General features: G+C 51.5%; 22 protein-coding genes. 14 read left to right on the top strand and 8 right to left on the bottom strand.

Features of this window, described 5'->3' with window-relative positions:
* Positions 1–20: 20 nt before the first annotated feature.
* Positions 21–2,039 (bottom strand): alkaline phosphatase D family protein, encoded by a 2,019-nt coding sequence (locus Q4491_RS14895; protein ID WP_303458514.1) that lies wholly within the window; start codon positions 2,037–2,039, stop codon positions 21–23.
* A 290-nt stretch (positions 2,040–2,329) separates the two neighbouring features.
* Here Q4491_RS14895 and Q4491_RS14890 point away from each other — a divergent pair, with 290 nt between their 5' ends.
* Together Q4491_RS14890 and Q4491_RS14885 are read left to right on the top strand one after the other, a co-directional pair.
* The gene (locus Q4491_RS14890; RefSeq protein WP_303458512.1) at positions 2,330–3,247 is read left to right on the top strand and encodes an AraC family transcriptional regulator; all 918 of its coding nucleotides are present in this window, start codon (positions 2,330–2,332) and stop codon (positions 3,245–3,247) included.
* Positions 3,248–3,363: 116 nt separating this feature from the next.
* Complete coding sequence (locus tag Q4491_RS14885) at positions 3,364–5,487, top strand: TonB-dependent siderophore receptor (RefSeq protein ID WP_303458510.1); 2,124 nt, start codon at positions 3,364–3,366, stop codon at positions 5,485–5,487.
* Positions 5,488–5,611: 124 nt separating this feature from the next.
* Here the strand turns inward: Q4491_RS14885 and Q4491_RS14880 are convergent, their stop codons facing one another.
* The 3 genes from Q4491_RS14880 to Q4491_RS14870 form a co-directional block, all read right to left on the bottom strand.
* Positions 5,612–7,141 (bottom strand): tripartite tricarboxylate transporter permease, encoded by a 1,530-nt coding sequence (locus tag Q4491_RS14880; RefSeq protein WP_303458508.1) that lies wholly within the window; start codon positions 7,139–7,141, stop codon positions 5,612–5,614.
* Positions 7,142–7,143: 2 nt separating this feature from the next.
* On the bottom strand, positions 7,144–7,617 hold the full coding sequence (locus Q4491_RS14875) for a tripartite tricarboxylate transporter TctB family protein (RefSeq protein WP_192014405.1): 474 nt from the start codon (positions 7,615–7,617) through the stop codon (positions 7,144–7,146).
* 105 nt (positions 7,618–7,722) lie between these two features.
* Positions 7,723–8,703, bottom strand: coding sequence for a tripartite tricarboxylate transporter substrate binding protein (locus tag Q4491_RS14870; protein WP_192014407.1), 981 nt, complete (start codon positions 8,701–8,703; stop codon positions 7,723–7,725).
* A gap of 268 nt (positions 8,704–8,971) precedes the next feature.
* On the opposite strand from Q4491_RS14870, the gene Q4491_RS14865 reads away from it, so the two are divergent.
* Both Q4491_RS14865 and Q4491_RS14860 read left to right on the top strand, forming a co-directional pair.
* On the top strand, positions 8,972–10,633 hold the full coding sequence (locus Q4491_RS14865; protein ID WP_303458504.1) for a sensor histidine kinase: 1,662 nt from the start codon (positions 8,972–8,974) through the stop codon (positions 10,631–10,633).
* Positions 10,630–11,340: a response regulator gene (locus Q4491_RS14860; RefSeq protein WP_218387155.1), complete on the top strand. Its 711-nt coding sequence runs from the start codon at positions 10,630–10,632 to the stop codon at positions 11,338–11,340. Before Q4491_RS14865 ends, Q4491_RS14860 begins: the two co-directional genes overlap by 4 nt.
* A 55-nt stretch (positions 11,341–11,395) precedes the next feature.
* On the opposite strand, the gene Q4491_RS14855 is transcribed toward Q4491_RS14860, so the two are convergent.
* Positions 11,396–12,148 (bottom strand): SDR family oxidoreductase, encoded by a 753-nt coding sequence (locus Q4491_RS14855; protein ID WP_303458502.1) that lies wholly within the window; start codon positions 12,146–12,148, stop codon positions 11,396–11,398.
* Between the two features lie 24 nt (positions 12,149–12,172).
* Positions 12,173–13,165 (bottom strand): D-2-hydroxyacid dehydrogenase family protein, encoded by a 993-nt coding sequence (locus Q4491_RS14850; protein WP_303458500.1) that lies wholly within the window; start codon positions 13,163–13,165, stop codon positions 12,173–12,175.
* Positions 13,166–13,407: 242 nt separating this feature from the next.
* Here Q4491_RS14850 and Q4491_RS14845 point away from each other — a divergent pair, with 242 nt between their 5' ends.
* The 9 genes from Q4491_RS14845 to arsJ all read left to right on the top strand — a co-directional run bounded on the left by Q4491_RS14845 (position 13,408) and on the right by arsJ (position 24,383).
* Positions 13,408–13,806 (top strand): hypothetical protein, encoded by a 399-nt coding sequence (locus Q4491_RS14845; protein WP_192014415.1) that lies wholly within the window; start codon positions 13,408–13,410, stop codon positions 13,804–13,806.
* A 35-nt stretch (positions 13,807–13,841) separates the two neighbouring features.
* The gene (locus Q4491_RS14840) at positions 13,842–14,333 is read left to right on the top strand and encodes a copper chaperone PCu(A)C (protein ID WP_303458498.1); all 492 of its coding nucleotides are present in this window, start codon (positions 13,842–13,844) and stop codon (positions 14,331–14,333) included.
* 333 nt (positions 14,334–14,666) lie between these two features.
* On the top strand, positions 14,667–15,707 hold the full coding sequence (locus Q4491_RS14835) for an OmpA family protein (RefSeq protein WP_303458496.1): 1,041 nt from the start codon (positions 14,667–14,669) through the stop codon (positions 15,705–15,707).
* The gene (locus Q4491_RS14830) at positions 15,704–18,037 is read left to right on the top strand and encodes an Ig-like domain-containing protein (RefSeq protein WP_303458494.1); all 2,334 of its coding nucleotides are present in this window, start codon (positions 15,704–15,706) and stop codon (positions 18,035–18,037) included. Before Q4491_RS14835 ends, Q4491_RS14830 begins: the two co-directional genes overlap by 4 nt.
* Positions 18,038–18,661: 624 nt before the next feature.
* Positions 18,662–21,001, top strand: coding sequence for an Ig-like domain-containing protein (locus tag Q4491_RS14825; RefSeq protein ID WP_303458492.1), 2,340 nt, complete (start codon positions 18,662–18,664; stop codon positions 20,999–21,001).
* A gap of 193 nt (positions 21,002–21,194) precedes the next feature.
* On the top strand, positions 21,195–21,536 hold the full coding sequence (locus tag Q4491_RS14820) for a helix-turn-helix transcriptional regulator (RefSeq protein ID WP_192014425.1): 342 nt from the start codon (positions 21,195–21,197) through the stop codon (positions 21,534–21,536).
* Positions 21,537–21,553: 17 nt separating this feature from the next.
* On the top strand, positions 21,554–22,555 hold the full coding sequence (locus tag Q4491_RS14815; RefSeq protein ID WP_303458490.1) for an ArsJ-associated glyceraldehyde-3-phosphate dehydrogenase: 1,002 nt from the start codon (positions 21,554–21,556) through the stop codon (positions 22,553–22,555).
* A gap of 13 nt (positions 22,556–22,568) precedes the next feature.
* Complete coding sequence (locus Q4491_RS14810; protein ID WP_192014429.1) at positions 22,569–23,066, top strand: cyclin-dependent kinase inhibitor 3 family protein; 498 nt, start codon at positions 22,569–22,571, stop codon at positions 23,064–23,066.
* Between the two features lie 81 nt (positions 23,067–23,147).
* A complete protein-coding gene (arsJ, locus tag Q4491_RS14805) occupies positions 23,148–24,383 on the top strand; it encodes an organoarsenical effux MFS transporter ArsJ (RefSeq protein ID WP_303458486.1) in 1,236 nt (411 codons plus the stop codon).
* Positions 24,384–24,412: 29 nt separating this feature from the next.
* On the opposite strand, the gene Q4491_RS14800 is transcribed toward arsJ, so the two are convergent.
* Positions 24,413–25,240, bottom strand: coding sequence for a sulfurtransferase (locus Q4491_RS14800; protein WP_303458484.1), 828 nt, complete (start codon positions 25,238–25,240; stop codon positions 24,413–24,415).
* A gap of 122 nt (positions 25,241–25,362) precedes the next feature.
* Positions 25,363–26,238 (bottom strand): patatin family protein, encoded by an 876-nt coding sequence (locus tag Q4491_RS14795; RefSeq protein WP_303458482.1) that lies wholly within the window; start codon positions 26,236–26,238, stop codon positions 25,363–25,365.
* A 245-nt stretch (positions 26,239–26,483) separates the two neighbouring features.
* Here Q4491_RS14795 and Q4491_RS14790 point away from each other — a divergent pair, with 245 nt between their 5' ends.
* A complete protein-coding gene (locus Q4491_RS14790) occupies positions 26,484–26,792 on the top strand; it encodes a DUF1330 domain-containing protein (RefSeq protein WP_303458480.1) in 309 nt (102 codons plus the stop codon).
* Positions 26,793–26,845: the final 53 nt, after the last annotated feature.

Raw genomic sequence — 26,845 nt, 5'->3', positions numbered from 1 at the left:
AAAATATGTGAAGCACCCGACTATGACTCATTATTGCCAGGTCTTGCTGTTGCTTTTTCACCCGCGCCTGAATGCCGTTTCTGTTCCTGCCGGGTCGGAGGAAACCCGATGGACTGCCCTTCAGCGGTCAGAATCGCAATGCGCTCAGGCTGGCCGTCATCCTTCAGCCACAACTCGCCAATACAGCTGCTGTTGACTAAGCGACCGTGTCCCGGGGTGTCCGGATCCCGCTTGTAAATCTTCATGCGTTTACGTTTGGTAAACCAGTTGAGCGGGGAATGCGGACTGTACAACAGCCTGTCCATTCGCTCACAAACCCGTAACAACTTTTCCGGGAAGGTATTTTTAATCCCGCTGGCGGTGATCTGATAAATGTTCGGACTGTTGCGGCGAAAACGCAGCTGAATATCGTAGGCAAACGAGTAATGTACATCGCCGGAAATGATCACGAAATGGGTCGGTGTTTTGGTATGGGTAAATATGCTCAGCAGGGTATTGGCGGCCCCTGGATGAGCCATCCAGTTCTCTGCATCCACCACCAGAGGTTTACCGAGTAATGTCATGATGCGCTGCAAGGTTTCTATGAACTTCACGCCGAAGATAGGCGCGGGTGACACTATGATCACCGCTGGTTCATGAATCAGCGCCTGTTGCATCTCTGTCAGGGCTTCCCAGTCCATCAGACCGGACGGTTTATTCATTTTCGATTCTGAATGCCAGCGCCGGGTTCGGGTATCCAGCACCAGCATCTTGGGTTTTGTCTCTACCTGATAGTGCCAGTGCTCGAAATCATACAGGTGATCTATCATGGCATCATGAGAGGCAGTATCCGGTGCTGAGAAATAGGTGCGGGCCATCGCCATAAATGTGTCGTCAAACTGTTCAGGATCATTGCCCCAGCCCTGGCAGAGCCAGTATCCGAACAGGCTGTTGCCGATAATGCGCTTTGAAAAGGCATGCTGGTATGCCGCCTGTTCCCAGCCGACAGTCAGGTTCCAGTCGTCAGTAACATCGTGATCGTCAAAAATCATATAAGTGGGAATATGTGCGACCAGCCGCTGCACCTTAACCAGCCCGCTGATGAATTCCTCAATTTCCGTTTTTTCCTGTTGCCACAACTGCTGCCATTTGTCCGCCAGCACTTGTTCACCACACTGAAACCCCTGTTTCTCAAGGCGGTCAGTCTCCACCAGCTGCCAGACATTCGGCGACCAGACCAGCAGGTACATCGCCAGAAATTCACTCAGGCCAATCAGGTGGTTTTCACACTCATTGGCCGTGAAGACCGGGCGTTGTTTGGCCGGCAGCCAGCGCAGCATACGGGTGTCTGACAGCCAGTTGCCCGTCGGCTCGTACACAGGCAGAACCTGATCCCGGCCATAGAGCTGGTGATGACTGGCGCGTAACGCCGATAACGAAGCATAAGGGGCATCGGTGAAGGTTTCATCGGGTAATCCGAGCAGGTCGATCACCTGACTGATCGCATCTAACGTCGGCCCGGCAACATGATCGGCATAGATCTGATCGCCACTCATCATCAGTAATGCCGGACGTTCACCCAGCGGCAGTGTTGCCACTTTCTCATCTGCCGCTACCAGGCTGTCTTTACCGGGAAAATGCGGATTACGACAAGAGCCATGCTGAATATAGTCAGCACGGGATTTAATAGTCAGCGTCAGCCGCTCCTCGCCCGGATAAAGCAGCTCAGGCAACAGAGCAGTCAACGCCCCCTTTTGGGTGTCTATGTCGTAGGCCAGCTCGGTATCCAGCGGAAAATCGCCCGAGAATTGTGCCATTACCACCCAGGCCGACTGCCCTATCCGGATCTGCTGTTCGCGGGTAAAGTCTGCCTGAAAGAAAGGCGATGCTTCTTTGCCCTGAAAAAGCTGAAACTGGCCTTCAAGCGGGGCGGATGTCACCATCCACAGCGTAATGACCCTGGCATTACAGCGGCGCAAAACCGGCCCTGTCAGAAATAAAGGCAGCTCATGTGAGCGAGTCGCATTGTGCGTGTTATTGTCGGGGCTGTTAGCTGTCATTTATCCGTGTCACCTGTTACCTGCAATGTCACTCTGTCTATCCGAAATCACCTGATACAAGCTCAGGCGGAACGGATATATTGATGAATTCATTCTACTTCGTACACCTTCGGCTGTTGCCAATAGAATGTCAAAGGTCAATTCTCATCGGCACTGAAACCCTGACGGTCAGCACTGTGACGCTGCGCCCTATTTGGGCAGTAAAGACGATCTGCTCAACTACCGGGCAAAGTGCTTCAGTGTTACTATCTGTGACCATTATGGAATGACAAAGACACTGAACCGTCGTAATGAACACACCAGCCAGCCCAAGTCATACACCCAAGCCGCATCATTTCACGCGTATTCAACGGGTACTGGATTACATCCACACCCATTTGGATCAGCCGTTGAGTGTGGTGGAACTGGCGGAGCAAAGTTGCTGGTCGCGCTGGCAGCTTCAGCGGGTGTTTAACAGCGAAACCGGGCTGACACTGGCGCAGTATGTGCGCGAGCTGAAACTCAGCCGGGCTGCGGAACAACTGTTATCGGGCAATGACAGAATTCTCGACATCGCGCTCTCCTGCGGCTTTAACTCCGAAATCAGTTTTATCCGCGCTTTCCGGCAAATGTTCGGCTGCGCGCCGGGCAGCTATAAAAAACGCGGGCTGCTGACAGGCCTCAGAACCCCTTTGCAATCGACCATACCGGTAACTTTAGCCCCTGAGATCTCACAGCGTCTGTTACAAATCCGTCTTGAGCGCCGCCCTGCCTTTCAGCTCTTCGGCGTGAGCGGCAAAATTCATGGCCTGTTCGCCGATAACCCCGATTACCCGAAGACAGTGCCCGCCATCTGGCACCAGTTTCATCAGCAAGTTACCGGGACAGGCACCATCAGCCAGATAGGTGTGATTGATACCCAGAGCCAGTCGGGTGACGCATTGATTTACTGGGCTGGCATACCATCGGAACAGGCGTCTGATGCGGGGCTACATACTGCGGCTGAGACTCAATGCCTGAATGTCCCCGAGCAGCTTTACGCCGTGATTCCCTACTCCGGGCCTATCCATCAGCTGGATAAAGTGCTCCATTGGTTCATCGCCGCCTGGTTGCCTGAGTCCAGTTTCAAAGGCATAGATGGCTATGAGCTGGAGATTTATCCGCCGCAATTTGATGTCGCCAACCCAGCTCACCGCATGGAGTACTGGATGCCGGTTGAGCCTGCCTGAAAAATCACGACCACAAATCTCATGATGCACCAAATTGTTAATTTTCCTGCCGCAATTTCCTTAGAATGCAATTGATAACAATTAGCATTCACATATTGCAGCAGAGGTTTATTTTGATGTATCGCACTTTCGCTCCTTCCTGGCTGGCTATTTCCATTGCCTCATCCTTCAGCGTATCGGCTGTCGCCCAGACAGACACCCAGACAACCCACGTAGATGACACCATCACGGTGTTAGGTGAGACCTATCGCAACACCGCCACCAAAACCGCACTGACCGCCGAAGAAACCCCGCAGGCTATCTCGGTTATCGACCGCGAGACGCTCGATCTGCGCGGTGCCAGCTCGGTGAGCGAAGCCTTACGCTATGTGTCTGGGGTCAATACCGAACTGCGCGGCGGGGCGGTCACCCGACTGGATCTGTTCAATATCCGGGGCTTCATCAACTATCAGAATTTCTACGACGGTCTGCAGTTGCCCTACCTCAGTGGCTGGAACCTGCAAGGCCAGGTGGATGCCTTTGCCGTGGAGCAAGTGGAAGTATTTAAAGGCCCGACCTCTGTGCTGTACGGCAATATCCCGCCGGGTGGCATGGTTAACCTGATCGCAAAAACACCACAGAAAACCCGGCAAACGGATATCGAAATCAGCACAGGTACCAACAACCTGATGCAAGCCAATATTGACACCACGGGCCAGTTGGAGAACAGCGATGTCAGCTATCGCCTCATCGCTCTGGCGCGGCAAAGGGACAGTCAGGCAAACACTGCCGAAGATGAGCGCTATATGATTGCCCCTTCCATTGACTGGCAGGCTACTGATGACACCCTGATCAACCTCAACCTGTATTATCAGAACGACCCGAGCGCAGGCATTTACACCACAGTGCCGGCAAAGGGTTCTGTGCTGCCTAACCCGGAAGGCAAGTTATCTCCTGACACTTTCACGGGCGATAAAAACTGGAATGATTTCGAACGTGAAGTACTGATGCTCGGCTACAAAGTGCTGCATGATTTTAATGACGACTGGACGTTACTGCATAACCTGAGATACAGCGACGCCAGCCTGCATCAGACAAACACCTACAATGGTGCCTTAGCCGCAGATAACCGTACACTCAGCCGTAATGCCTATCAGACCGATGAGGAGTTAGGATTCCTGACCATGGACAACCAGCTCACAGGCAAACTCCATTGGGGGGCTGCCGAGCATAATGTCCTGATGGGTCTGGACTACCAGTACATGGACTCTTCTGTGGTGTATCAGGACACCCTGGATTTCAGCGTGCCGAGCATTGATATGTTCAACCCGGACAACGATCAGATTGACCCCAACAATCCTGGCTTTAACTACAGAGCCAAGCACAATATCAATACCTCTCAGCTGGGTGTGTATCTGCAGGATCAGATCCGCTGGAATAAGCTTATTTTACTGGCAGGCGGGCGATATGATCATTACGAACTTGACCAGAAAACCGACGGTGTAATATCCGGCGATATTGAGCAAGACAGCTTCTCCGGCCGAATCGGCGCGCTCTATAATCTGGCCTACGGTTTTGCCCCCTATATCAGCTATTCGGAAAGCTTTGAGCCAGTAGCCGGACAGGACAGATTCGGCAAAGTGTTCGACCCTTCTGAAGGCCAGCAATGGGAAGCCGGGGTAAAATACCAGTCTGCCGATAGAACCCAGTCCGCCAGTCTGGCGGCCTACCAGTTGACCAAACAAAATGTAGTGACCCGAGACCCCAATGGCAGTGCCTATGACAAGATCCAAACGGGCGAAGTCCGCACCCGTGGGCTGGAGTTTGAAAGCTTCTGGCTGCTGAATGACAATCTGGATATTGCGCTGAACTACACCTATACCGATGCGGAAGTAACGCAGGACAATACCGGCATCGAAGGAAAAACCCCGGTGTGGATCCCCGAGCAAATGGCATCACTGTGGGCTAACTATTACATCTACAACGGCCTGTTAAGCGGTACTGTACTAGGTGCTGGTGTGCGTTATGTCGGCGAGTCTGAAATCGATGCGCAAAACACCGCCAAAGTCCCTGACTACACCTTGTTTGATCTGTCTGCCCGCTATGATTTAGGCGAGTTAAGTGCCAGCCTGAACAACGTGAGCGCCACCGTCAGTGCCTCAAACCTGTTCGACAAGGAATACTACACCTGTTTCGATCAGAACAACTGCTGGTTGGGCACCGAGCGCTCGGTTGAAGCCAAAGTCGCATTCAGTTTCTGATAGTCACTCTTTGCTGCTGGCCTGAATTCTGACTCCAGAGACCAGAAAAAGCAAAGCCGCACGGTTCCAAGAACGTGCGGCTTTTTCTTCACTCTATTTATCCGGTCATCTGTCCGGCTTCAGCTTACACCTGCTGCGCCTGCCCTTTTGCAACGGCTTTGCGCTTATCACGCCAGGTGCTGAACAGTGGCATCAACAACGCCAGCACTGCCAGCACCATAATGGTTAATGTCATTGGACGTTCTACCAGGAAAGCGAAAGAACCATCAGACAGCGTCAGCGAGCGGCTGAGGTTTTTCTCCAGTATGTCGCCCAGGATGAAGCCCAGCAGCATAGGTGCCATGGGGAAGTTGAGCAATTTCAGGAAGGTCGCAATCACTGTGATCAATACCATCATCTGGATATCAAAGGCATTGAAGCTCACCAGATATACCCCTGTGATGGAGAAGAACAGAATCAACGGAATCAGGATCGGACGCGGGATCACCAGCAGCCTGGAGATGTACGGGATCAGCGGCAGGTTCAGAATCAGCAGCACCAGGTTACCGAAGTACATTGAGATGATCACCGACCAGAAGACATCCGGATTATCAATGAACAGGCGCGGACCTGGCTGAATACCATACGCAATCAGTGCACCCAGCATAATAGCGGTTGTGCCCGAACCGGGAATACCCAGTGTCAGCAAAGGGACGAAAGAGCCGGTAGATGCTGCGTTGTTCGCTGACTCAGGAGCAGCCAGACCCCGTAACGCGCCTTTGCCGAATTTTTCTTTCTCTTCTTTCGGCGCCAGATTACGCTCCATGCCGTAGCTCAGGAAAGAGGCAATGGTGGCCCCGGCGCCTGGCAATACACCAACCAGGAAACCAAAGACTGAAGAACGCGCTACCGTTGGTGCCACATGCTTCACTTCTTCCTTGCTGAGTTTCATGCTGCCCAGATTGTTCATGTCCATCTGCGCATCTTCATGCCGGTGCTCACCCCGCAGAACCGTCATCACCACTTCGGTCAGCGCGAAAGTCGCCATAGCCAGCAGCAGGAAGCTGATACCGTCAATCAAATCGACATTATCGAAGGTAAATCGCGGCACGCCTGTCATGACATCGTTGCCGACGGTCGAGATCATCAGGCCGAAGACTGTCATCATCAGGGCTTTGAGCACCTGGCCTTTGCCGGAGAAAGCGGCCACCGCTGTCAGACCCAGAATCATCAGCGCAAAATAGTCGCTGGACTGGAAACTCAGTGAGACTTTGGCCAGAGCAGGCGCTGCAAAGAGCAAAATGATGGCACCAATTGTTCCGCCAGTGAAAGAGGAATACGCGGCCAATGCCAGGGCTTTACCCGCCTGATTTTTCTGCGCCAGCGGGAAACCGTCAAAGGCTGTAACCACTGTGCTTGAACAGCCCGGCGCATTAATCAGTATTGATGAGGTTGAACCACCAAAGACAGCACCGTAGTACACACCGGCCATCAGGATAATGCCAGAAGAAGGATCAAGACCATAAGTAATAGGGATCATCAGTGCGATGGCAGAAATCGGGCCAAGACCCGGTAACATACCAATGAATGTCCCGGCAAAGCAGCCAACCACCACCATCATCAGATTGAAGGGCATAATTGCCGTCGACAATCCAGTCATCATTCCATCGAACATAATTAACCCCCGAGAATACTCGTTATCAGTCGGCCAGGGGCCAGATAGATGTCAAGCAACTGCGTCAGCAAGAACCAGAAGCACACGGCAAATGGCACAGACGCCACCAGCAGAACCTTAGGACGACGCTCACCCAGCAACCAGTAGCCTCCCATCAGAAAGATCACTGTCGACAACATGAAACCAATCCATTCAAGGGAAGCGGCAAAAATCAGCATCAGCAACAGCAGTTTGGTGATCAGAACAAAATCCAGTCCCCGTAAATCCAGTTTGTCATCCTGACTGCGGCTAGCCGTTACCAGTTGGCATAACGCCAGCACAATGCCAAGCCCTGCCAGAGTCAGTGGCAAAGATTTAGCATTGAAAGGCTGATATTCATCGCCGGGGAACATCTCAATTCCGCTGCCGTAGTAACCGTAAACGATGGAAAAGCACAGAAACACCAGTCCACCGATATGATCTTTCGTTATAGTCATGGTCATCCTCACCACTATCGGTTTGACCCGGCCCCAGACTCAGGCCGGTTTGTTACTACGCGCACCACCCAGTCAGGCGGTGCGCAACATGTCATGCAGACAGGATTACTTCAGGAAGCCCAGTTCACGCATCAGATCGCCGATTTCTTTTTCCTGCTGTGACAGGAAGGCAACGAACTCTTTACGAGGCTTGTAGATTTCAGTCCAGCCGTAACGGTCACGCACGGTTTTCCACTGCTCTGTGTTGTACATCTCGCCCAGTACCTCGGCAAACTCATCCGCTTTTTCATCGCTGAGACCCGGTGCGGCAAAGAATCCACGCCAGTTCACGAAGGTTGCGTTATAGCCAAGCTCCTGCAGAGTCGGTACTTCCGGCGCTGAAGGAGAACGTTGATCACCTGTCATCGCCAGGATGCGGATTTCACCGGCATCTGCCAGCGTCAGGGCTTCACTCAGGCCCGTTGAAAGCAGTGTGGTTTCGCCAGACAGCAAACCGGCCATGGCTTTACCTCCAGCATCATACGCGAGGTACTTCAGACGGCGCGGCTCACCACCACCGGCTTTGAACGCCAGTGCGGCAACCAGGTGATCCATGCTGCCGCGTGCAGAGCCGCCCGCCACTGTGATACTGCTGGGATCTTTTTTGTAATCGTTCACTATGTCAGTGAAGCTGGTGTATTTAGATTTAGCCGGCACCACAAATGCAGCGTAGTCACCCACAGTGGCGGCTACCGGGGTCAGATCACGGAATGACTGAGGGAAAACTTTAGACAGTGAGCGAATCACAATAGGGGTAGAGTTAACCATCAGGGTGTCTGTGGATTGCTCAGCGGTTTTAATCAGGTACGCAATGGCTTTACCGCCGCCGCCACCGGACATGTTCTCGTAAGAAATGGTGTCAACCAGATCAGATTTTTTCAATACTTCACCGGTACCGCGTGCTGTGCTGTCCCAACCGCCACCAGCACCGCCAGGTACCAGAAAGTGAATGGAATCAACTTTAGCCTGAGCACTGACACTCAATGCAGAAGCCATGATTGCAGCAAGTACGGAGACACGTTTGCGGGTAATTAACTGAGTAAGCATACCTTTTCCTCGTTATTAGATTGGGGTCCATCGCCCGACCTGATTTACCGCTATGGCTCAAACTTATTGTCTGCCTGCGGCTTCAGGTTCTGTTATTGCTTAACTACTAAGTCAAGGTATGCCACGTTCAGAAACATGAAAAGATTGTAAAAATAATGTGAATATCGGGCGTAAAATGCATTAAGTTCATATTGTTCACAGCATTTCGGTGCCACTGACGGTACACTGTTTCACAGATGTTACAAAGGTAGACGGAACACCTTCTCACATGACTAAGTTGTTGTCTTTGCGTCATTTTCGACTCAAAACCCGGATGGTCTTAATCCTGGGTTTTATCGCGATCCTGCAAGCGGGAGCGCTCGGCCACTTTACCATTCGCTATCTCGACAGTGTGTTACATGAACAAATTGGCCAGCAAGCGATACGGGTAGCGAAAACCATTGCAGCCTCACCCGATGTGATTCGCGCCGTATCAGACAGAGACACCGCATTTTTGCAGCCACTGAGCCTGAAAGTGGCCCAGGCCGCCCAGGCAAGATTTGTTGTTATTGGCGACAGCCAGGGCATTCGGCTTGCCCACCTCAACCCGCAGCGTATCGGCAAATCTATGTCGGATGACGACAGTGACGATAACAGCCAGGCGCTGATTAACGGCCAGGCGTATGTCGCACTGGATCAAGGCAGTATCGGCTGGTCAATGCGTGGCAAAGCCCCTATTTTCAGCACAGATGGTGCTCAGATCATCGGCATAGTTTCAGTTGGCTATTTGCTGACCGAAGTCGATGCCATTGTCAGCCGTCATCAGCTTTCCATGATTGTTGCCAGTACGCTGGCCTTTCTGTTCAGCGTGATCATGGCACTCTGGTTTGCCAATCATTTCCGCAAAGCCATTTTTGATTTGGAGCCTGAGCAGATTGGCCGGCTGTTTCATGAACGCAATGCCACGCTGGAAACTGTGCGTGAAGGCATAGTGGCCATTAATCAGCACGGTATCATCACCACCTTTAACCATGCCGCCATCAAAACATTGCAATTGCCGGCTGACGAAAAATACATTGGCCGTCATATTCATGATGTGTTACCCGACAACGGAATGCTGGATGTACTGGAAAGCGGCGAGCACCATTTTGACCAGGAAATCTGGCTGCATGACCGCAACCTGATCGCCAACCGTTTTCCCATGGTGCAGGACGGTGAAGTCACAGGGGTGGTATCCAGCTTCCGGCTGAAAAACGAAGTCGATCTGGTCAGCCGTAAACTGACCCGTATTCAGCAATATGCCGATAGCCTGCGCAGCCAGTCCCATGAGTACAATAATAAGCTGCACACCATAGCCGGTCTGATTCAGATTGGTGCGGTTGAACAGGCGCTGAAGGTAATCGGGCAGGAAACATCCAGTCATCAGAGTTTTATTCAGACCATAATGAAAGCAACCTCAGACAGCATTCTGGCCGGGTGCCTGCTCGGTAAATACAACAGGGCCAGAGAACTGAACCTGGAACTGGCCATTGACGACGACAGCCAGATGTCGGACATACCGGCCTCTCTGCCCCGCGAGCAATTAGTCAGCATACTGGGTAACTTAATAGACAATGCGCTGGAAGCAACGCTCAGGCACCATGGCTCGGGCGGTATGGTACTGCTCAGCATGAGTGACTTAGGTAAAGAGCTGATTTTCGAGGTCAATGATCAGGGGCCTGGCATTGCCGAAGGGGAACAAGATAAAATTTTTACCCGTGGTTACACCACCAAGGACGTTGAAGGACACGGCATCGGACTGCATTTAGTCAAACAACTGACAGAACATCTCGGCGGCATCATTACCGTCGAACCCGCTGAACCTTCCGGCAGTCGTTTTACTGTGTACATTCCCAAATCACTGCGTCGTTCAGACAATGCAACAAAACATGGACAAGAGGAACAACAATGACAGCACCCATTACTGTCGTCATTGCAGAAGATGATCCGCAAAATGCGGAAATACAGCGCCGGTTCGTCGAAAAAACACCGGGCTTTCAGGTTGTAGGCATAGCCCATGGCCTGGATGAAGCCAGGGATTTGATTGACGTGTTCCAGCCTCAGTTACTGTTATTGGATAATCAGTTCCCGACCGGAACCGGGCTGGAACTGCTCAGGGAACTGCGTGCTGAAAGCTGCCATACCGACGTGATTCTGGTGACGGCGGCCACTGAAGTCGATACCCTGCGCACCGCGATGCGCAGCGGGATATTTGATTACATTTTAAAACCTGTGGTGTTTGAAAGACTGCAGTCGGCGTTATTCAATTTCAGCGCTCACCTGGACAAGTTGTCTGACATGCACTCGCTGGTGCAAAGCGATGTCGATGGTTTGCTGCAGCCCACCTCTGCCACTGATCAGCCCGCGCCGCAAACGCCGCCAGCCACGGCCTCACGGTTGCCGAAAGGTATTGATGGCCTGACGCTGGATAAAATCCGCAGCGTATTCACCGATCCGAACATTAATCTCAACGCCGAGCAGGTGGGTCAGGAAATTGGGGCCAGCAGAACCACTGCCCGTCGATACCTTGAGTATCTGGTCAGTACCGATGAGCTGAGTGCCGAAGTCTCTTACGGCAGCGTCGGCCGGCCGGAGCGAAAGTACCGCAGTCAGGCATAGCTGCTGGCTGCGGCCAGCCCTGCCGATGACGGATATAAGCCGATCTTGACTGTGTTTAACGGCCACCCGCCAGATCGATAAAAGATCCGGTCGAATAAGACGCCTGATCCGACAATAACCAGCAGATCGCTTCTGATACTTCTTCGGCAGTGCCGCCGCGCTGCATAGGTATCGCTGATTTCAGCCGTTCAATCCGATTCGGTTCACCACCTGAGGCGTGCATGTCGGTGTAAATGAAGCCGGGACGAACGCCGTTGACACGAATGCCTTCACTGGCCACTTCCAGTGACAGCCCGCGGGTCATGGTATCCATTGCCCCTTTCGAGGCTGCATAATCAACATATTCAAAGGGCGCGCCGGTGCGGGAAGCCGCCGAAGAGACATTGACAATCGAGCCGCCCTGGCCGCCTTGCGAATAAGCCATGCGCCGGATCGCTTCCCGGCAGCATAAAAAGCAACTGGTGACATTGGTGTGCATCACGGCATTGATTCGCTCTGCTGTCATGTGTAACACCGGCATCTGTTGCATCAAAATACCGGCGTTATTCACCAGTCCGGTTATCGGCCCCAGTTCATTATCCAGTGTGGCAAACAGTCGCATCACCTCCTGTTCCTGAGACACATCCGCCTGTATAGCAATGGCGTTCACGCCATATTTACGCGCCCGATGCACAATTTGCTCTGCCGCTTCGTGCTCAGAACGATAATTCACGCAGACACTCACTCCCTGAGAGGCCAGCTGAATCGCTGTAGCCGCGCCAATTCCCCGGCTGGATCCGGTAATCAATACTACCCGCTCTTTTGGCATCTCCGATTCCTTTTCATTCCATAGTTATTGATGAGGTTCAGTGCGCAAGACCGCGGCATTCGCAAGACCGGCTGGCTGGCCTTTGCCGTAACTCACCACATTGGCCAGAGCCGTTTCAAAATACAGTGTGTAACTGTCCTGTTCGACAAACCCCAGGTGTGGCGAACATAACACGTTCGGCATGGTTAGCAGTGGCTCGTCAGCGGGTAAAGCAGGCTCTGTCTCGTAAACATCCACTGCCGCATAGCCAGGTTTCCCCCGCTCAAGGGCTGCCACCAGCGCGCCGGATTCCACCAGTTCAGCACGACTGATATTCACAAACAGTGCATCGGCTTTCATCAGTGCCAGATCGTCGGCCGTTACGCATCCGCGGGTGTGCACGTTGAGCCGTAAATGCAGCGACACAATGTCAGACTGAGCGAAAAACGCCGCTTTCGACGGCGCGGCCTGATACCCTTGCGTGACAGCCAGATCGCGGGAATGTTCACTGCCCCAGACCAGCACCTTCATATCAAACACGTCTGCGATCCGGGCAATACGCTGGCCGATTTTACCAAAGCCCCAGATCCCCAATGTTCTGCCACTCAGGCTACGGCCCAGCTGTGGCAATCCGGACTGCTGCCACTCTCCCACCTGCAGATGCTGGCAATAAGGCAGCAGTTGCCGGCTGGCCGCCATGATCAGCGCCCAGCATAATTCCGTAGGCGCGACAGGTGAGCCGACACCTTCCGCCACAGCAACCTGATGGCGAGTACAGGCGTCAAGATCCAAATGATTGCTGATCTTACCGGTCTGGCTGATCAGTTTAAGGCGGGGAAGATGGGCAAGTAAGGCGTCGTCAATGACAGTGCGTTCACGGATCAGCACCAGTACGTCTTTGTCTTTCAGTCTGTCGATAAGCTGAGACTGATCAGCAGGCGGCGATGTGTACACAGTCACATCGTATTCATTCAGAAGAGAGTAACAGGGCAAGGTACGGACAACATCCTGATAATCGTCCAGAATAGCAACCTTCATTCCTTTGCCTCCGGTGGGTAAGTGCCGATATTCAAGCACTCTTCTCATGAAAAAACAACCTGATACTCAAGACGCTGGCGGCCGGGTAATCACACAGAAAACCTGTGTTCAGCCTGATTTTTTCAAGCACTTACCGGTAATCTGTTACCGAATGTTATTCTCATCTGCTATGATTTCAGCTTCTCAGAATCAGACAAAACACCATGACCACAACTTTTACTTCAACCCGCAATCGCGCTGGAATGATAACTATCGTTCTGGCGTCATTGCTATGGCTGAATGTGTTGTCGGCTGTTGTGGTGATCAATCCGGCTTTTCATCAGGGTACCCCGAGCGGCTTGACCGGGGATAAAATCCTGATCTGTACAGTGCATGGCCTGCAATGGGTATCAGTCGCCGATCTGGTTAATCAGCATGACGGGTCGTCGCATGCACAATGGCAAAATCACTGCCCACTGCTCACGCCATTACAGCCCATCCATTACGACACCAGTTATATTCAACCGCTTATTCTGGCATCCGTTGCGATTTTTTCCGGCCTGCGCCGTATGTTCTGGCTCAGTGCTAACAACAAACTGTATGAACTGTTTGGGCCAAAACACTCTCCTCCGCCGATAAGCACATCATCACATCCCGTTTAACATTTTTGATTGCTTAATACCCATTGGAGAACACAATGAAACCATTACACGCTTTGCTGCTGGCCGCTTCTGTCTTCACCTCCGGCCTGGCAACGGCCCACGAATTCAAGTCTGGCGAGCTGCACATTGATCATCCCTGGTCTAAAGAAGTCCCGCCTATGTCTTCGGTTGCCGCCGCTTTTTTCTCAATTGATAACCACGGTGATCAGGCGGATGTCCTGTTGCGGGCGGAATCGCCCATTGCTGATAAAGTCGAACTTCATGAACATGCGCACGAAAACGGCATGATGAAGATGCGCAAAGTAGACGACATTCAGATCCCTGCCCATGACACTCAAATGTTAAAGCCCGGTGGCTACCACATTATGATGTTTAACCTGACATCAGTACCTAAGCTGGGGGATAGTTTCCCGCTGACACTTTATTTTCAGAACGCCGGTAAATTGGAAGTGAAAGTGAAGGTAGAAAAAGCCGACTACATGATGAACACCGGACAGAACATGGATCACGGCAACATGGACCACTAAAGTTTGAACCACGACAGCATGCATTGATCTGTCATCAAACAACAAGACCGTCTACACCTCGCTGGTTTATCTGGCGGGGTGTTTTTGTTTCTGCGCCCGGACACGTTTCGGCACACGCATAAATCATTCCAGAAGCCCGATTTGTCGCCTCTCCCAACCAAAGTGAACAACTAAGACTAAAAAACCATCTCATCAAATAGAGTTAACTGTGCAACTTATTTCGCAAACCTGTGATCTTTGTACTAATTTGACTTTAAGCATACCTGGATGACAAGAAGTTCCTAAGCTGGGTAGCTCTTTATAGCGTTTTCAAGGATTGAGGATGGATCGGTAATGAATCAAAGCACAACGTTTTCCCTTTCATGTCTTGTACTAAGCACTTTATGTATCTCTCTCGCCAATGCCTCTGAGCACCGCGTCGGACTCCGCGCCAATTACACTTTTGCTGATGATGCCTGCGAAAGCCATAACATCAGCTGTGATGACGACGCGCCAGGCGCGGGAATTTTCTATAACTACGCCTGGACTCCACGCTGGGAGCTGGACGTTGCCTACGACTATTACGGCCAGTTTGATGCCACTTATCCGGCTCTGGATGACCCTTCCGTTGGCGCCGATTATGAAGGTGATGTATTAGGGCTGTCAGCCTCTCTGGGCTATCGTTATCCGGTATCGGATGTGGTGTCTGTGGTGGGTAAAGCCGGCGTGATGGCCTGGCATGTTTCCAGCGATGGTAAAGAAATTGCCGGTACTGTATCTAACGACGAAGATGGATTCTCCCCCATAGTCGGTGTCGGCGTTGACTGGGACTTTACACCGCGCTGGCGAACCGGACTCAGCTATCAGTTTGCCAATGATGTCGGCGACGATGGTACGGCTGGTGCCGATCTCCATACCCTGATGCTGGGTATCAGCTACCGGTTTTCAGGTAATGACCCGCAACCTGTCGCAGTTGTTGAACCTGAGCCAGAACCCGCTCCGCCGCCTGCCACTCAGGAAGCCTTTACACTCCAGGTGGATGGTGCTCAGTCCAATGCGATCTTCGAATTCAATTCTGCCAAGCTTCGTCCTGATATGACTTCCACGTTCCAACCGATGCTGAATCACCTGAATCAGTATCCGGAAGCCATGTTGCGCGTTGAAACCCATACCGACGATGTTGGCTCGGAAGACTACAACATGAAGTTGTCTGAACGCAGGGCGCAAAGTGTTGTGCAGTATTTTGAACAACAGGGCATTACCCCTGACCGTATCAGCTACGAAGCGTTTGGCGAAACCAAGCCGCTGGTCAGTAATGACACCCCGGCTAACCGTGCTATGAACCGACGCGTAGTGCTGACTTCTCCTCAGTTTACAAGGAAGGCAACCCAATGAAGAACAACATTAGCCGGTACTTAACACTATGGCTGGGTATTTTTCTCATGGCGCTGACTCTGGCAGGTTGCGGCGGAGAAAGTAGCGGTCTGCCCAGCCAGAAAGACAACGACGGCAACGCCGTAGATAAGGGCGGTAAAACCGTTCGTAATCTCGAAATCACCCCCAGCGCGAACACAGCAGAAGCTGGCAGCTCCCTTAGCTTTACCGTGAATGCCATTTACGCGAACAAAGATAAAAAAGATGTCACTCAGTACGCGCAATGTACCAGCAGCGATGAGTCAGTTGCCACCGTCAGTGACAAAGGCGTGATCCAGGCCATTGCGGCAGGCGAAGCCACCATTTCCTGCAGCTATGCCGGTGTGAGTGGCGGCGGAGTTGTGATTACGGTAACAGGCGGCCATACGGTCAGCCAGTTGCAAATCACTCCCGGACAGGTGTCAGCAGCCGCAGGAACACAGGTGCAGTTTACCGCGCTGGCTTACTATCACGATGGCAGCCGTGAAGATGTCACCAGCCAGACAATCTGGAATACGACAGATGCCAGTACCGTTGAGCTAAGCACCGACGGTATAGCCTCCGCCAAGGCATCAGGAACCGCCACTGTTACCGGGCAATTTGAAGGCGTCAGCAGTAATCAGGCGACGATAAAAGTGACAGATGAGACATTGAGTTCAATTCATCTCTCACCCGCTACGGCATCATTGGTCACTGGTACACAACAGCAGTTTACTGCCACTGGTCTGTTCTCCGATGGTTCGACACAAGACTTAACCTCTCAGGTCACCTGGAACAGCGACAATACCGCAATTGCGACCATTTCGGCATCCGGGTTAGCTGAAGCTGTTACTAATGGGACTGCCGTCATCACCGCCAGTTTCGGTATCCTACCCAGCGATCCTGTGAATATCACTGTTACGGCTGCGACAGTTAATTCAGTGCAAGTCACACCTGCTAACCTGAGTCTGGCCAAGGGCACCAGCCATGCCTATACGGCCATAGCGCATTTTAATAACAGCACCTCGCAGGATGTCAGTGCGCAAGCGACATGGAGCAGTACCGATACCGCTGTGGCGACCGTTTCCACTACAGGTGTTGTCAGTGCTCTCGCGACGGGGTCTGCCGCTATCTCTGCCAACTTTGGCGAAACAGACAGCAATAACGCGAGTCTGGAAGTGACGGCAGCAACCGTGTCGTCTATCTCAGTTGAACCAGAGACGGCCAGTATTGCTAACGGCACCACCCAGCAATTTACCGCCACCGCCAAGTTCTCCGACGGCAGCACCATGGATGTGACCGATCAGGTAAACTGGAAAAGCGGCGATACCAGTGTTGCGACCCTGTCTGCAACGGGTTTAGCCCACGGTCTGGGTGAAGGCAATACAGTCGTTACCGCCCATTATCAGGGGGTCAACAGTGCCGACATTCCACTCTCAGTCACACCAGCGACCGTCAGCGCCATTGCTGTGACTCCCAACGCTCCAAGCATAGCCAATGGTACAACGCAGCAGTTCACTGCCACGGCAACCTTTTCCGATACCAGCACGCAGGATGTCACCCATCTGGTCAGTTGGGTCAGCTCGGACACGGGTGTCGCCAGCATCAATACCTCAGGTCTGGCGCAATCGCTGGCAATGGGGACGACAGAAATTACTGCCAGCTATCAGGGGCAAACCAGTCCGGGCGTGACCCTGAATGTCACCGCAGCAACGGTAACTTCACTCGCAATCACCCCGCTCAATGCGACTATCGCCAACGGCCTGACCGAGCAGTTCGAAGCCACAGCCACCTTTACGGATACGTCCACTCAGGTTGTCACTGATCTGGTGAGCTGGCACAGCAGTGATACCAGTGTCGCGACTATCACAACAGACGGTCTGGCACAGGGTATATCCGTTGGGTCGGCAACCATTACTGCAAATTATGGGAGCAGTTCAGCGGACACAACCCTGACGATTGGTCCTGCTGTACTGTCGCGGGTTCGGATAGAGTCGGATCACTCAGGCAGTCTGGCCGTTGAGTTGCTTGGTTCAGACATTTTCAATGTCTCAACCCACGCCTACTATTCTGACGGCTCCAAGGTACTGGTTGATAATAGCAGCGTGACCTATCACGTCTCCGCAGCGTCATTGCTGGCGGTCAGCACAGAGGGTGCCGTCAGATTACTGGCAGGCGTATTGTCTGATGTACTGATTACTTCCACCGCCGATATATCAGGCACCGATGTTGATAGTGAAAATGCCATCAATATCAGTTGCCTGGCAACCGTACCCGGAGTGCTGTCTGTTTGCACCATCAACTCTGTCGAGAAAAGCGATTTAGAAATGTAACACCACTGCAACCATTAGCCCGCTGGCCACAGCGGGCTTTTTCATCAACTGCACCTTCTCATCTGAATCATCAAGAGCAGCAACGGCTGCCCCACTTTTGACACTCAGGGTTTCCTGCTAATTCGTCACTTCCCGCGAAAAGCAGCCAGACCAGTGTAAATTACCACCGATAGAATTCCCCATGAGAATACATGCCCCCCTAAAGAAGCAAAAAATATATGCAACTAATTTAGCAAGATTACCATCCTTGTACTAATTTGGCTTTAAACAGCTTTGAATAAAAAAATCACCCATAAAAGTAATTATCTCAAGGATTGATGAAGTTGATTGTTCACTGATTGTCGTGAGCAGCCAGGCAAAAACAATGCTGCCAGAATCCGGAATTCTTGCTCTGCGGTGACAGTTGTATCGCGATGTCGGAGCGGATACATGCAACAGACAGCTCTCATGACATAGAGCCAAAAGTGTTGTGCAGTACATTGAAAGCACAGGGAAACCCCCTGAAAAAGTCAGCTACAAAGCGATTGGGGAAGCGATGTCTCTGGCCGGAAATCGTCCAGGGCACGTGCTATGAACCCTCGTGTAGTAACTGACACTACCCACAATTACAAGGAAGGCAATCTAATGCGAAACGACATTTGCCAATACGTCAAAAAATGGCTGGGATATTTACTCATGGCACTGGTACTCGCCTTAGCCGGCTGTGGCGGTGATGAAAGCGCTACAGCCGGTCAGGAAAGCAGAACGGCCAAACACAGTGTTGAAAACGGAAAAAATGATTTCAGCACATTAGCTATTATCCCCAGCGCTGATTCAGTAGAAGTAGGCCACTCACTGAGTTTTATGGTCAAAGCGACTAACAGTTCTGGTGTGGCACACGATGTCACGACTCAGGCAACCTGCGTCAGTAGCCAAACTGCAGTAGCGACAATTAGCACCAGCGGTGTTATCCAGGCAGTTGCAACGGGAGAAACATCGATATCCTGTGATGTCGGCGAGTTAAGTGCAGGAGGCATCGTAATTCGTGTGTCCGGTAAACACTCTGTCAGCCAGCTCCAAATTACACCAGGGGTGACATCGGTAGCGAAAGGGACTCACGTTCAATACACCGCATTAGCTTTCTATCATGACGGGACCCGAAAGGATGTCACTGATCAGGTCGTCTGGAGCAGCAGTGCATCAGGTACCGCCAGTGTTGACAGCAACGGACTGGTTATCGCGCAAGCTGCAGGGAATACGGTAATTACCGGTGTATTTGATGGTATCACCAGCAACAGCGCTGATCTGACAGTCACCGATGCATCTTTGGTCTCCCTCGACATCACAACTTCTGGCCTTTCTCTGGCAATCGGTACAGAGCAGCAACTGACCGTTATTGGTCACTACACGGACGGAACAACGCAAAACCTGACGGCTCAGGTGGCTTGGAATAGTGATGACCTGCTTCTGGCGACAGTCTCAGATACCGGTCTGCTCATTACCTTGTTAAACGGTACAGTGACGATTTCAGCGAGCCTGGGTGACGTAACCAGTGACGGCATACTGGTTACCATTAAACCTGCAGTTATGAACGGTTTGCAAATCACCCCGGGAAACATCAACCTGCCGGAAGGCACATCACATCCTCTGACTGCCATTGCTTCTTTCTCTGATGGTACAACACAGAATGTGACGAATCTGGTGAACTGGGCCAGCAGTGATACCGCCGTCGCCAATGTTATGCTTACTGGCTCAGTCCATGCTTTGGCAGAAGGTACTGCCGTTATTTCTGCCAACCTGCAAGGTATAGAGAGTAACCACGCCAGCGTTACTGTTTCTGCGGCAAGCGTATTATCGATCTCGGTTGATCCGCTGCTGACCACGATTGCAAACGGAACCACTCAACAGTTAAAAGCCACAGCGTTATTCTCAGATGGCAGTCTTGTCGACATCACCGCGCAGGCCAACTGGCTCAGTGGTGACACGAGCATAGCAACTGTTTCTACCGACGGTCTTGTTCAGGGGATCGCTGAAGGAAGTACTGTGATTTCAGCACACCTGCAAGGTACAGTAAGCAACGAGCACTCATTAACTGTCACTTCAGCACTCCTTACTGAGCTGAGCATTACACCAGTGACAACGAGCATTGCCAAAGGTACAGCTCAGTTATTCAATGCCATTGCGACCTTCTCTGACGGTACAACACAAGATGTCACGAACCTGGTCAGCTGGGCCAGTAGCAATACTCAGGTCGCTATCATTGATGCCAAAGGCCGTGCTCAAGCACTGTCTCAAGGGGCAACCAACATAGTGGCTCAATACCTGGCAACCCAAAGCCTCTCTGTTACTCTGACAGTAACAGCAGAAACCATGACTTCCCTGAACATCACGCCTGCGATACTCAATCTGGCAAACGGTTTGGATCAACAGTTACAAGCTGTCGCTACCTTTACTGATGGATCCACCCAGGATGTGACAGATTTGGTCAGTTGGCTCAGTAGCAACACTGCTGTTGCAACTGTCAATTCAGGCATGGTGCAAGGTATTTCTGAAGGTGCTGCGACAGTTTCAGGACGATATGAAGGCTTCGAAGGCACCGCAGATCTCAATGTAACCGCGGCTGCACTGGATCGCGTTCGGGTGGAATCTGATCACATGGGTGAGCTGGCCATTCAATTACTCGGTTCGAGTATCTTTAATGTGACTACCAACGCTTACTATACCGACGGTACCCGTATAGTTATTGATAACAGCCTGGTGACTTATCACTCAACTGAAACATCATTGCTTACGGTTAACACTGAAGGTCTAGTGACATTGAAAGCTGGTGTGCTTACCAATGAGCGCATTTCCTCAGTGGTGAATTTCTCCGGTACAATGGTCAACAGTGAAAATACTATCAATGTGAACTGTCTGGCAGCATTGCCACCTCTGGCATCGATTTGTACGATTGGCTCAATCGAGCAGCCTGCTTCAGGTCACTAAGCCTGCATGCGGCCCATTGATACTGGGCCGCATTCTTTCCCTTCATCTCCTGCCTTCAGGGCATTGCAAACTCAATTCAGAACGGCAACTGCGTTTTCTTCCAATATGAAAATTTTATGACAATGACGTCACAGGGATTGACCAAACACTTCAGCAGACTAATATATACGGAAATTCGAATATGGTTATAAGCATGCTACCACATCAATTTTTTAAACTGCTGGCAGATGAAACCCGTGTGCGTTGCTTACGGTTAATCGTGAAAGAGCAATGTCTGTGTGTGGCCGAGCTGACCGAAGCACTGCAGGTCAGCCAGCCGAAAATGTCTCGCCATCTGGCTGTGATGCGCGCCAGCGGGCTATTGGTTGATGTCCGGCAGGGGCAATGGGTGTTCTACCGGTTAACCGAAGAACTGCCCGGCTGGATGCGTAAGCAAATTTACGGACTGGTGGATTCGAACTGCTTAGAGCAGGAATACCAACAGGACAGTGAACGACTCATGGTAATGAAACAACGACCCGTTTGTTGCCAATAATGTAGGAAGAGTTAACTATGACAATCAAAGTAGGTATCAATGGTTTTGGCCGCATTGGCCGTCTGGCACTGCGCGCAGCGTTTGACTGGCCAGAACTGGAGTTTGTGCAGATTAACGATGTTGCCGGTGATGCCGCAACGCTGGCTCACCTGCTGGAATTCGATTCCGTGCAGGGACGCTGGCACCATGAAGTGAAAGCGGAAGGCAGCCACATTGTCATCAATGGCAAAGCCATTCTTGCCACACAAGAAAAAGACATTAATGCCGTTGACTGGTCAGGTTGTGACGTGGTGATTGAAGCCACAGGCAAACATCGCAAAACCGAGTTCCTGAATCAATATCTGGCGCAGGGTGTGCAGCGTGTTGTCGTGTCAGCACCGGTGAAAGAAGAAGGCATCGCCAATATCGTGGTGGGCGTTAACGATTATATCTTTAATCCTGAGCAGCACCGTATTGTCACGGCAGCGTCCTGCACCACCAACTGTATTGCGCCTGTGGTCAAAGTGATCCATGAAAAACTGGGTATTGAGCAGTCTTCATTTACCACCATTCATGATTTAACCAATACGCAAACCATTCTGGATGCACCGCATAAAGATCTTCGCCGCGCCCGTGCCTGCGGTATGAGCCTTATCCCTACCACCACAGGTTCAGCCTCGGCTATCGTGGAGATCTTCCCGGAACTGAAAGGCAAAATTAACGGCCATGCAGTGCGTGTCCCGCTGGCAAACGCGTCTTTAACTGACATCATTTTCGACGTCAAACGCGACACCACAGCAGAAGAAGTCAACCAACTGCTGAAAGAGGCTTCACAGGGTGAACTGCAAGGCATTTTGGGTTACGAAGATCGCCCGCTGGTTTCTATCGACTATAAAGGCGATCAGCGCTCAACCATAGTGGATGCTTTATCAACCATGGTAGTGGGTAAGCGCATGGTGAAAATCTATGCCTGGTATGACAACGAAATGGGTTATGCCACCCGCACTGCTGAACTGGTGCGTAAAGTGGGACAGGCTTAAGGGAGCAATGACAATGACACATCCAACCTGGACTTTACCCGTAACCGATACCAGCGCACTGGTACTGACTCCCTGCCCCGGCACCAAAGGCGTTGCTCTGTCAGACAGCCTGACCCAGCTGAAAGCACAAGGGGTACGCGCTGTCGTCACCGCCATCAATAAACAGGAAATGGCTGACAAAGAGGTCGCTGACTTGGGCCAGTTAGTTGAACAAGCTGGCATGCTGTGGGCATATACCCCGATCGAAGACGATGCCGCGCCTGATAGCGAATTTGCGGCACAATGGCAGGCAGTCAGCCCGCAATTGCATAAAATTATTGCAGAAGGCGGCAACATTGCTTTGCACTGTATGGGTGGCTCAGGCCGCACCGGTTTACTCGCCGCGCACCTGCTGCTGGAAATGGGCTGGCCGTTGTCACGCATTATTGAAGACGTCCAGGCGTTACGCCCGGGAGCCTTTACCAAATCGGTACAGGTCGATTACATCCGTCAGGTAGCGTCACAACCATAAACAGTGTTTCGCCGTTTCGCGCCTGTCTGTTTTGCATCGCAGCCAGCAGCCGAAACGGCGAACAATACGAGTGTCGTGTCTATGTTTGCTAAATATTTCTCACAATTCAGCCAGCCGGTTCGCCAGTATATGCTGGTGACCTTTAACTACTGGAATTTCACTGTCACTGACGGCGCGTTGCGCATGTTAGTCGTACTCTACTTTTACGAGCTGGGTTACTCCACCCTCGCCATCGCCTCCCTCTTTCTGTTCTATGAATTTTTCGGCGTAGTCACCAACCTGGTCGGGGGCTGGCTGGGTGCCAGACTGGGTCTGAACCGAACCATGAACATTGGCCTTGGCATGCAAATTGTTGCCCTGCTGATGCTGGCTGTACCCAATCCCATGCTGACGATTCCCTGGGTAATGGCCGCACAGGCAATGTCCGGGATCGCCAAAGATCTCAACAAAATGAGTGCCAAGAGCGCGATCAAAACCCTGGTGCCTGACAACAAACAAAGTGCTCTGTACCAGTGGGTTGCGCTGATGACGGGGTCAAAAAACACCCTTAAGGGCGCTGGCTTCTTCCTCGGCGGTCTGCTACTCAGCGTAATAGGGTTCCAGAATGCGGTGCTGACAATGGCGGGTGTGCTGACGCTGGTATTCGTCAGCAGTATCCTGACGCTGAAAGCCGACATGGGCAAAGCGAAAAATAAGCCCAAATTTGCCGAGATGTTCTCCAAATCCGAAAGCGTCAATATCCTTTCTGCTGCGCGTATGTTCCTGTTCGGGGCGCGAGACGTCTGGTTTGTGGTTGCGCTGCCTGTGTATCTCGGTTCCGTCTTTGGCTGGAATCACAGTGCTGTCGGTGGCTTCATGGCGGCCTGGGTAATGGCTTATGGTTTTGTGCAGGGCTTTGCACCAAAACTGACAGGAAAAGCACAAGGTAAAGTGCCAGACGGGCAAGCCGCAACACGCTGGGCACTGCTGCTGGCCATCATTACCGCAGGTATCGCTTACGGGGTGCAGATTCAATGGCAGCCGGAACTGGTGATCGTCGGCGGGCTGATGCTCTTTGGCGCCATCTTTGCAATTAACTCGTCGCTGCACTCGTATCTGATTGTCAGCTATGCCAAAGACGATGGCGTATCACTGGATGTCGGCTTCTACTACATGGCCAATGCTATGGGTAGACTGATAGGCACAGTGCTGTCAGGCTGGATCTTCCAGATTGCAGGACTGTCCGCCTGCCTGTGGGTCTCTTTCATCTTTTTGGTCCTCACCACCCTGATTTCCCTGAAACTGCCTAAGATTCAGGCTTACCAGATAGTGTCATAACCACCATAATCAGCAGCGAGCCGGCGACTTCAAACTACGGGTAAGTCGGCTCGCTGTCCCCACTCCGCCCAGGAACCATCATAAACCGACAGGTTTCTGTACCCGCACTGATAAGCTGCCAGTAATCCAATGCAGGCGGTTACGCCTGAGCCGCAGCTGAAATACAGTTTTTCGTCGCCGAACACCTGCTGTTGTGCGAACAACGCCTGCAGTTTGTCTGGGTCTTTATACTGGCCGTCTTCAATAAAAGAGGCGAGGGGAAGGTTTATCGCATGGGGAATATGCCCGCTTCTCAGCTCTGGTCGTGGTTCTGGCTGTTGACCAGAAAACCGCCCGGCGCTGCGTACATCAATAATATGATGTTTCGGCAGACCGGCTTTTTCTGCCAGTTCGCGCCAGTCAGAAATCCACCCTGTGCGATACTCACCCTGCCACCCGTTGCCGCTCTCAGGAATGACGGGAGAAGCAACGACAGCCCGGCCTTCTGCGATCCATTTGGGCAAACCGCCATCCAGCACATAAACCTGTTCGTGCCCCATCAGTTTAAACAGCCACCAGACGCGCGGCGCTGAGTAGATACCTTTTGCATCGTAAATGACAATCACAGAATCCGTCTCAATGCCCAGTCTGGAGACTTCTCGCTGAAATACTTCATATTCCGGTGCGGTGTGAGGCAACGAAGAAGAAGCAGAAAACTGCCGCTCAAGATCAAACACAAGAGCGCCGGGGATATACTGCCGTGTGTCTAGGTCGGAATTATCGCCAGTCACACTTTGCATGGTGGCATCGACGATAACCACTTCCGGCGATCCGCTCTTTCTTTCCAGCCAATATGTTGAAACTAACGCGTTCATCATTCTCCCTCAGGTAACCCTGCATTGAGTAATTTGCACTCAATTTGAAATCATCAAGCTGAAAAAGGCGATAAATATATAACAGTTACACTAATTTTTAGCCCTTGTTGTGAGGAAACAGTTTCTCACAGACAAAACTGGCAGTTTTCATCATGGGAGCCATTCAGAGACTTTCGGCGATGTATATGCAGCATGCCTTCTTTCAGGCCCATCTTGTAACCTTCATCCAGAGTAGATTTTCGCATTGTTAAACGCTTCACGCTGAAGCTTTCTGGCGGGGCGATGACCCGGATTATGGCATCTTGCGGCGGTTGACGAATGAACTCCAGCGACGCGTTATAGTTATCAGCACGTTTGATCATAGCACTGGCGATCTGAGGTTGACGGACGAAGACTTTTTTCATCATCCAGGGATATTTTGCCGGTTTCATCTGATAGCTCAGTGGATGTGACAAAATCACTGTGATGTCTCTAGCTCCGCGACGGTAGGCTTCCCGCACCGGAATCGAGTCGGCCACGCCGCCATCGGTATAACAGCCACCAGCAAAACAGGGTGTCGCTTTATAAGCAATAGGGAGCGCACTGGTCGCTTCCATGACATCGCTGACATTTAATGGGCTCACGTTGTAATAATCAGCGGTGCCAGTATTAACATTGGTTGCTGCGGCAATCAGTGCGGTTTTCCCGAACAGTTTATGCTGATCCAGCGGATAGAGCCGCAATGATTCATCAATCAGCCACTTCACATCAACCAGGTTGCCTCCTTTCAGGAAGCGAGCGGGATTGTAAAATCGTTTATCCGTCGCTAACTGCGTGATAACGCGATAACTCCGTTTAGGCTGATTCGCCAGATACCCCAATAAGTTGGATGCGCCTGCTGAAACGCCGATGGCCAAATCAAAAGGGTTATAGCTATCGTCCATAAAAGCATCCAGTACCCCGCTGGCAAAAATACCGCGCATCGCACCGCCTTCCACCACTAATGCTGTTTTCTTATTCATAATTTGCTAACCAACTGATTTAAATTAAATAAAGAGTACCTAAAGTTACTCAGGCTGGGTAATTGAAATCACGGATTGTTCAGATAGGAGCAAGCTATGGAAGCACAGCAAGGGCTTGGCCTGATAACATTCTGGATAAATATTAACGTATCCCTTGAGCAAACTCTGAATCTTCACTCAACAGGCTAGGTTTTCCCGAAGGATTACTCTACGATTTCAGACAAACACAGAATAGGGAAGTAACTATGTCTTTTGAAATGCTGGTCGCGCTTGATGTCGCGGACGATGAAATATACGCACAGTACAGACGCGAAATGACCCCCATTTTATCCCGCTATAACGGCAACTTTGGGTATGATTTCAAAGTCTCTGAGGTGTTAATTTCACAGGTGTCTGCACCCATCAACCGTGTGTTCTCTATTTGCTTTCCCAGTGAAGAAATGAAAAATCAATTCTTTAACGACAAAGAGTATATGGCGATAAAGCAGCATTATTTTACGCCATCAGTTCGGGCCACAACCCTCATCGCCAGCTACGAGAAACCAGACAACTGAAACAGGCACTTTTATTGTGCTGTCCAAAACGTTACCGTATCGCCCTTCCGGCA

Source organism: Photobacterium sp. 2_MG-2023 (assembly GCF_030547675.1).
GTDB classification, from domain to species: Bacteria; Pseudomonadota; Gammaproteobacteria; order Enterobacterales; family Vibrionaceae; genus Photobacterium; species Photobacterium arenosum.
This window is presented reverse-complemented; position numbering and strand designations above follow the sequence as displayed.

Excerpts from the sequence above, each read along its gene's own strand:
- Q4491_RS14835 (WP_303458496.1), top strand. The coding sequence starts at position 14,667 with ATGAATCAAAGCACAACGTTTTCCCTTTCATGTCTTGTACTAAGCACT.
- Q4491_RS14855 (WP_303458502.1), bottom strand. The coding sequence starts at position 12,148 with ATGCCAAAAGAGCGGGTAGTATTGATTACCGGATCCAGCCGGGGAATT.
- Q4491_RS14870 (WP_192014407.1), bottom strand. The coding sequence starts at position 8,703 with ATGCTTACTCAGTTAATTACCCGCAAACGTGTCTCCGTACTTGCTGCA.
- Q4491_RS14790 (WP_303458480.1), top strand. The coding sequence starts at position 26,484 with ATGTCTTTTGAAATGCTGGTCGCGCTTGATGTCGCGGACGATGAAATA.
- Q4491_RS14795 (WP_303458482.1), bottom strand. The coding sequence starts at position 26,238 with ATGAATAAGAAAACAGCATTAGTGGTGGAAGGCGGTGCGATGCGCGGT.
- Q4491_RS14815 (WP_303458490.1), top strand. The coding sequence starts at position 21,554 with ATGACAATCAAAGTAGGTATCAATGGTTTTGGCCGCATTGGCCGTCTG.
- Q4491_RS14830 (WP_303458494.1), top strand. The coding sequence starts at position 15,704 with ATGAAGAACAACATTAGCCGGTACTTAACACTATGGCTGGGTATTTTT.
- Q4491_RS14875 (WP_192014405.1), bottom strand. The coding sequence starts at position 7,617 with ATGACTATAACGAAAGATCATATCGGTGGACTGGTGTTTCTGTGCTTT.
- Q4491_RS14880 (WP_303458508.1), bottom strand. The coding sequence starts at position 7,141 with ATGTTCGATGGAATGATGACTGGATTGTCGACGGCAATTATGCCCTTC.
- Q4491_RS14860 (WP_218387155.1), top strand. The coding sequence starts at position 10,630 with ATGACAGCACCCATTACTGTCGTCATTGCAGAAGATGATCCGCAAAAT.
- Q4491_RS14850 (WP_303458500.1), bottom strand. The coding sequence starts at position 13,165 with ATGAAGGTTGCTATTCTGGACGATTATCAGGATGTTGTCCGTACCTTG.
- Q4491_RS14890 (WP_303458512.1), top strand. The coding sequence starts at position 2,330 with ATGAACACACCAGCCAGCCCAAGTCATACACCCAAGCCGCATCATTTC.
- Q4491_RS14895 (WP_303458514.1), bottom strand. The coding sequence starts at position 2,039 with ATGACAGCTAACAGCCCCGACAATAACACGCACAATGCGACTCGCTCA.
- Q4491_RS14840 (WP_303458498.1), top strand. The coding sequence starts at position 13,842 with ATGAAACCATTACACGCTTTGCTGCTGGCCGCTTCTGTCTTCACCTCC.
- Q4491_RS14810 (WP_192014429.1), top strand. The coding sequence starts at position 22,569 with ATGACACATCCAACCTGGACTTTACCCGTAACCGATACCAGCGCACTG.
- Q4491_RS14845 (WP_192014415.1), top strand. The coding sequence starts at position 13,408 with ATGATAACTATCGTTCTGGCGTCATTGCTATGGCTGAATGTGTTGTCG.
- Q4491_RS14865 (WP_303458504.1), top strand. The coding sequence starts at position 8,972 with ATGACTAAGTTGTTGTCTTTGCGTCATTTTCGACTCAAAACCCGGATG.
- Q4491_RS14885 (WP_303458510.1), top strand. The coding sequence starts at position 3,364 with ATGTATCGCACTTTCGCTCCTTCCTGGCTGGCTATTTCCATTGCCTCA.
- Q4491_RS14825 (WP_303458492.1), top strand. The coding sequence starts at position 18,662 with ATGCGAAACGACATTTGCCAATACGTCAAAAAATGGCTGGGATATTTA.
- Q4491_RS14820 (WP_192014425.1), top strand. The coding sequence starts at position 21,195 with ATGCTACCACATCAATTTTTTAAACTGCTGGCAGATGAAACCCGTGTG.
- arsJ (WP_303458486.1), top strand. The coding sequence starts at position 23,148 with ATGTTTGCTAAATATTTCTCACAATTCAGCCAGCCGGTTCGCCAGTAT.
- Q4491_RS14800 (WP_303458484.1), bottom strand. The coding sequence starts at position 25,240 with ATGATGAACGCGTTAGTTTCAACATATTGGCTGGAAAGAAAGAGCGGA.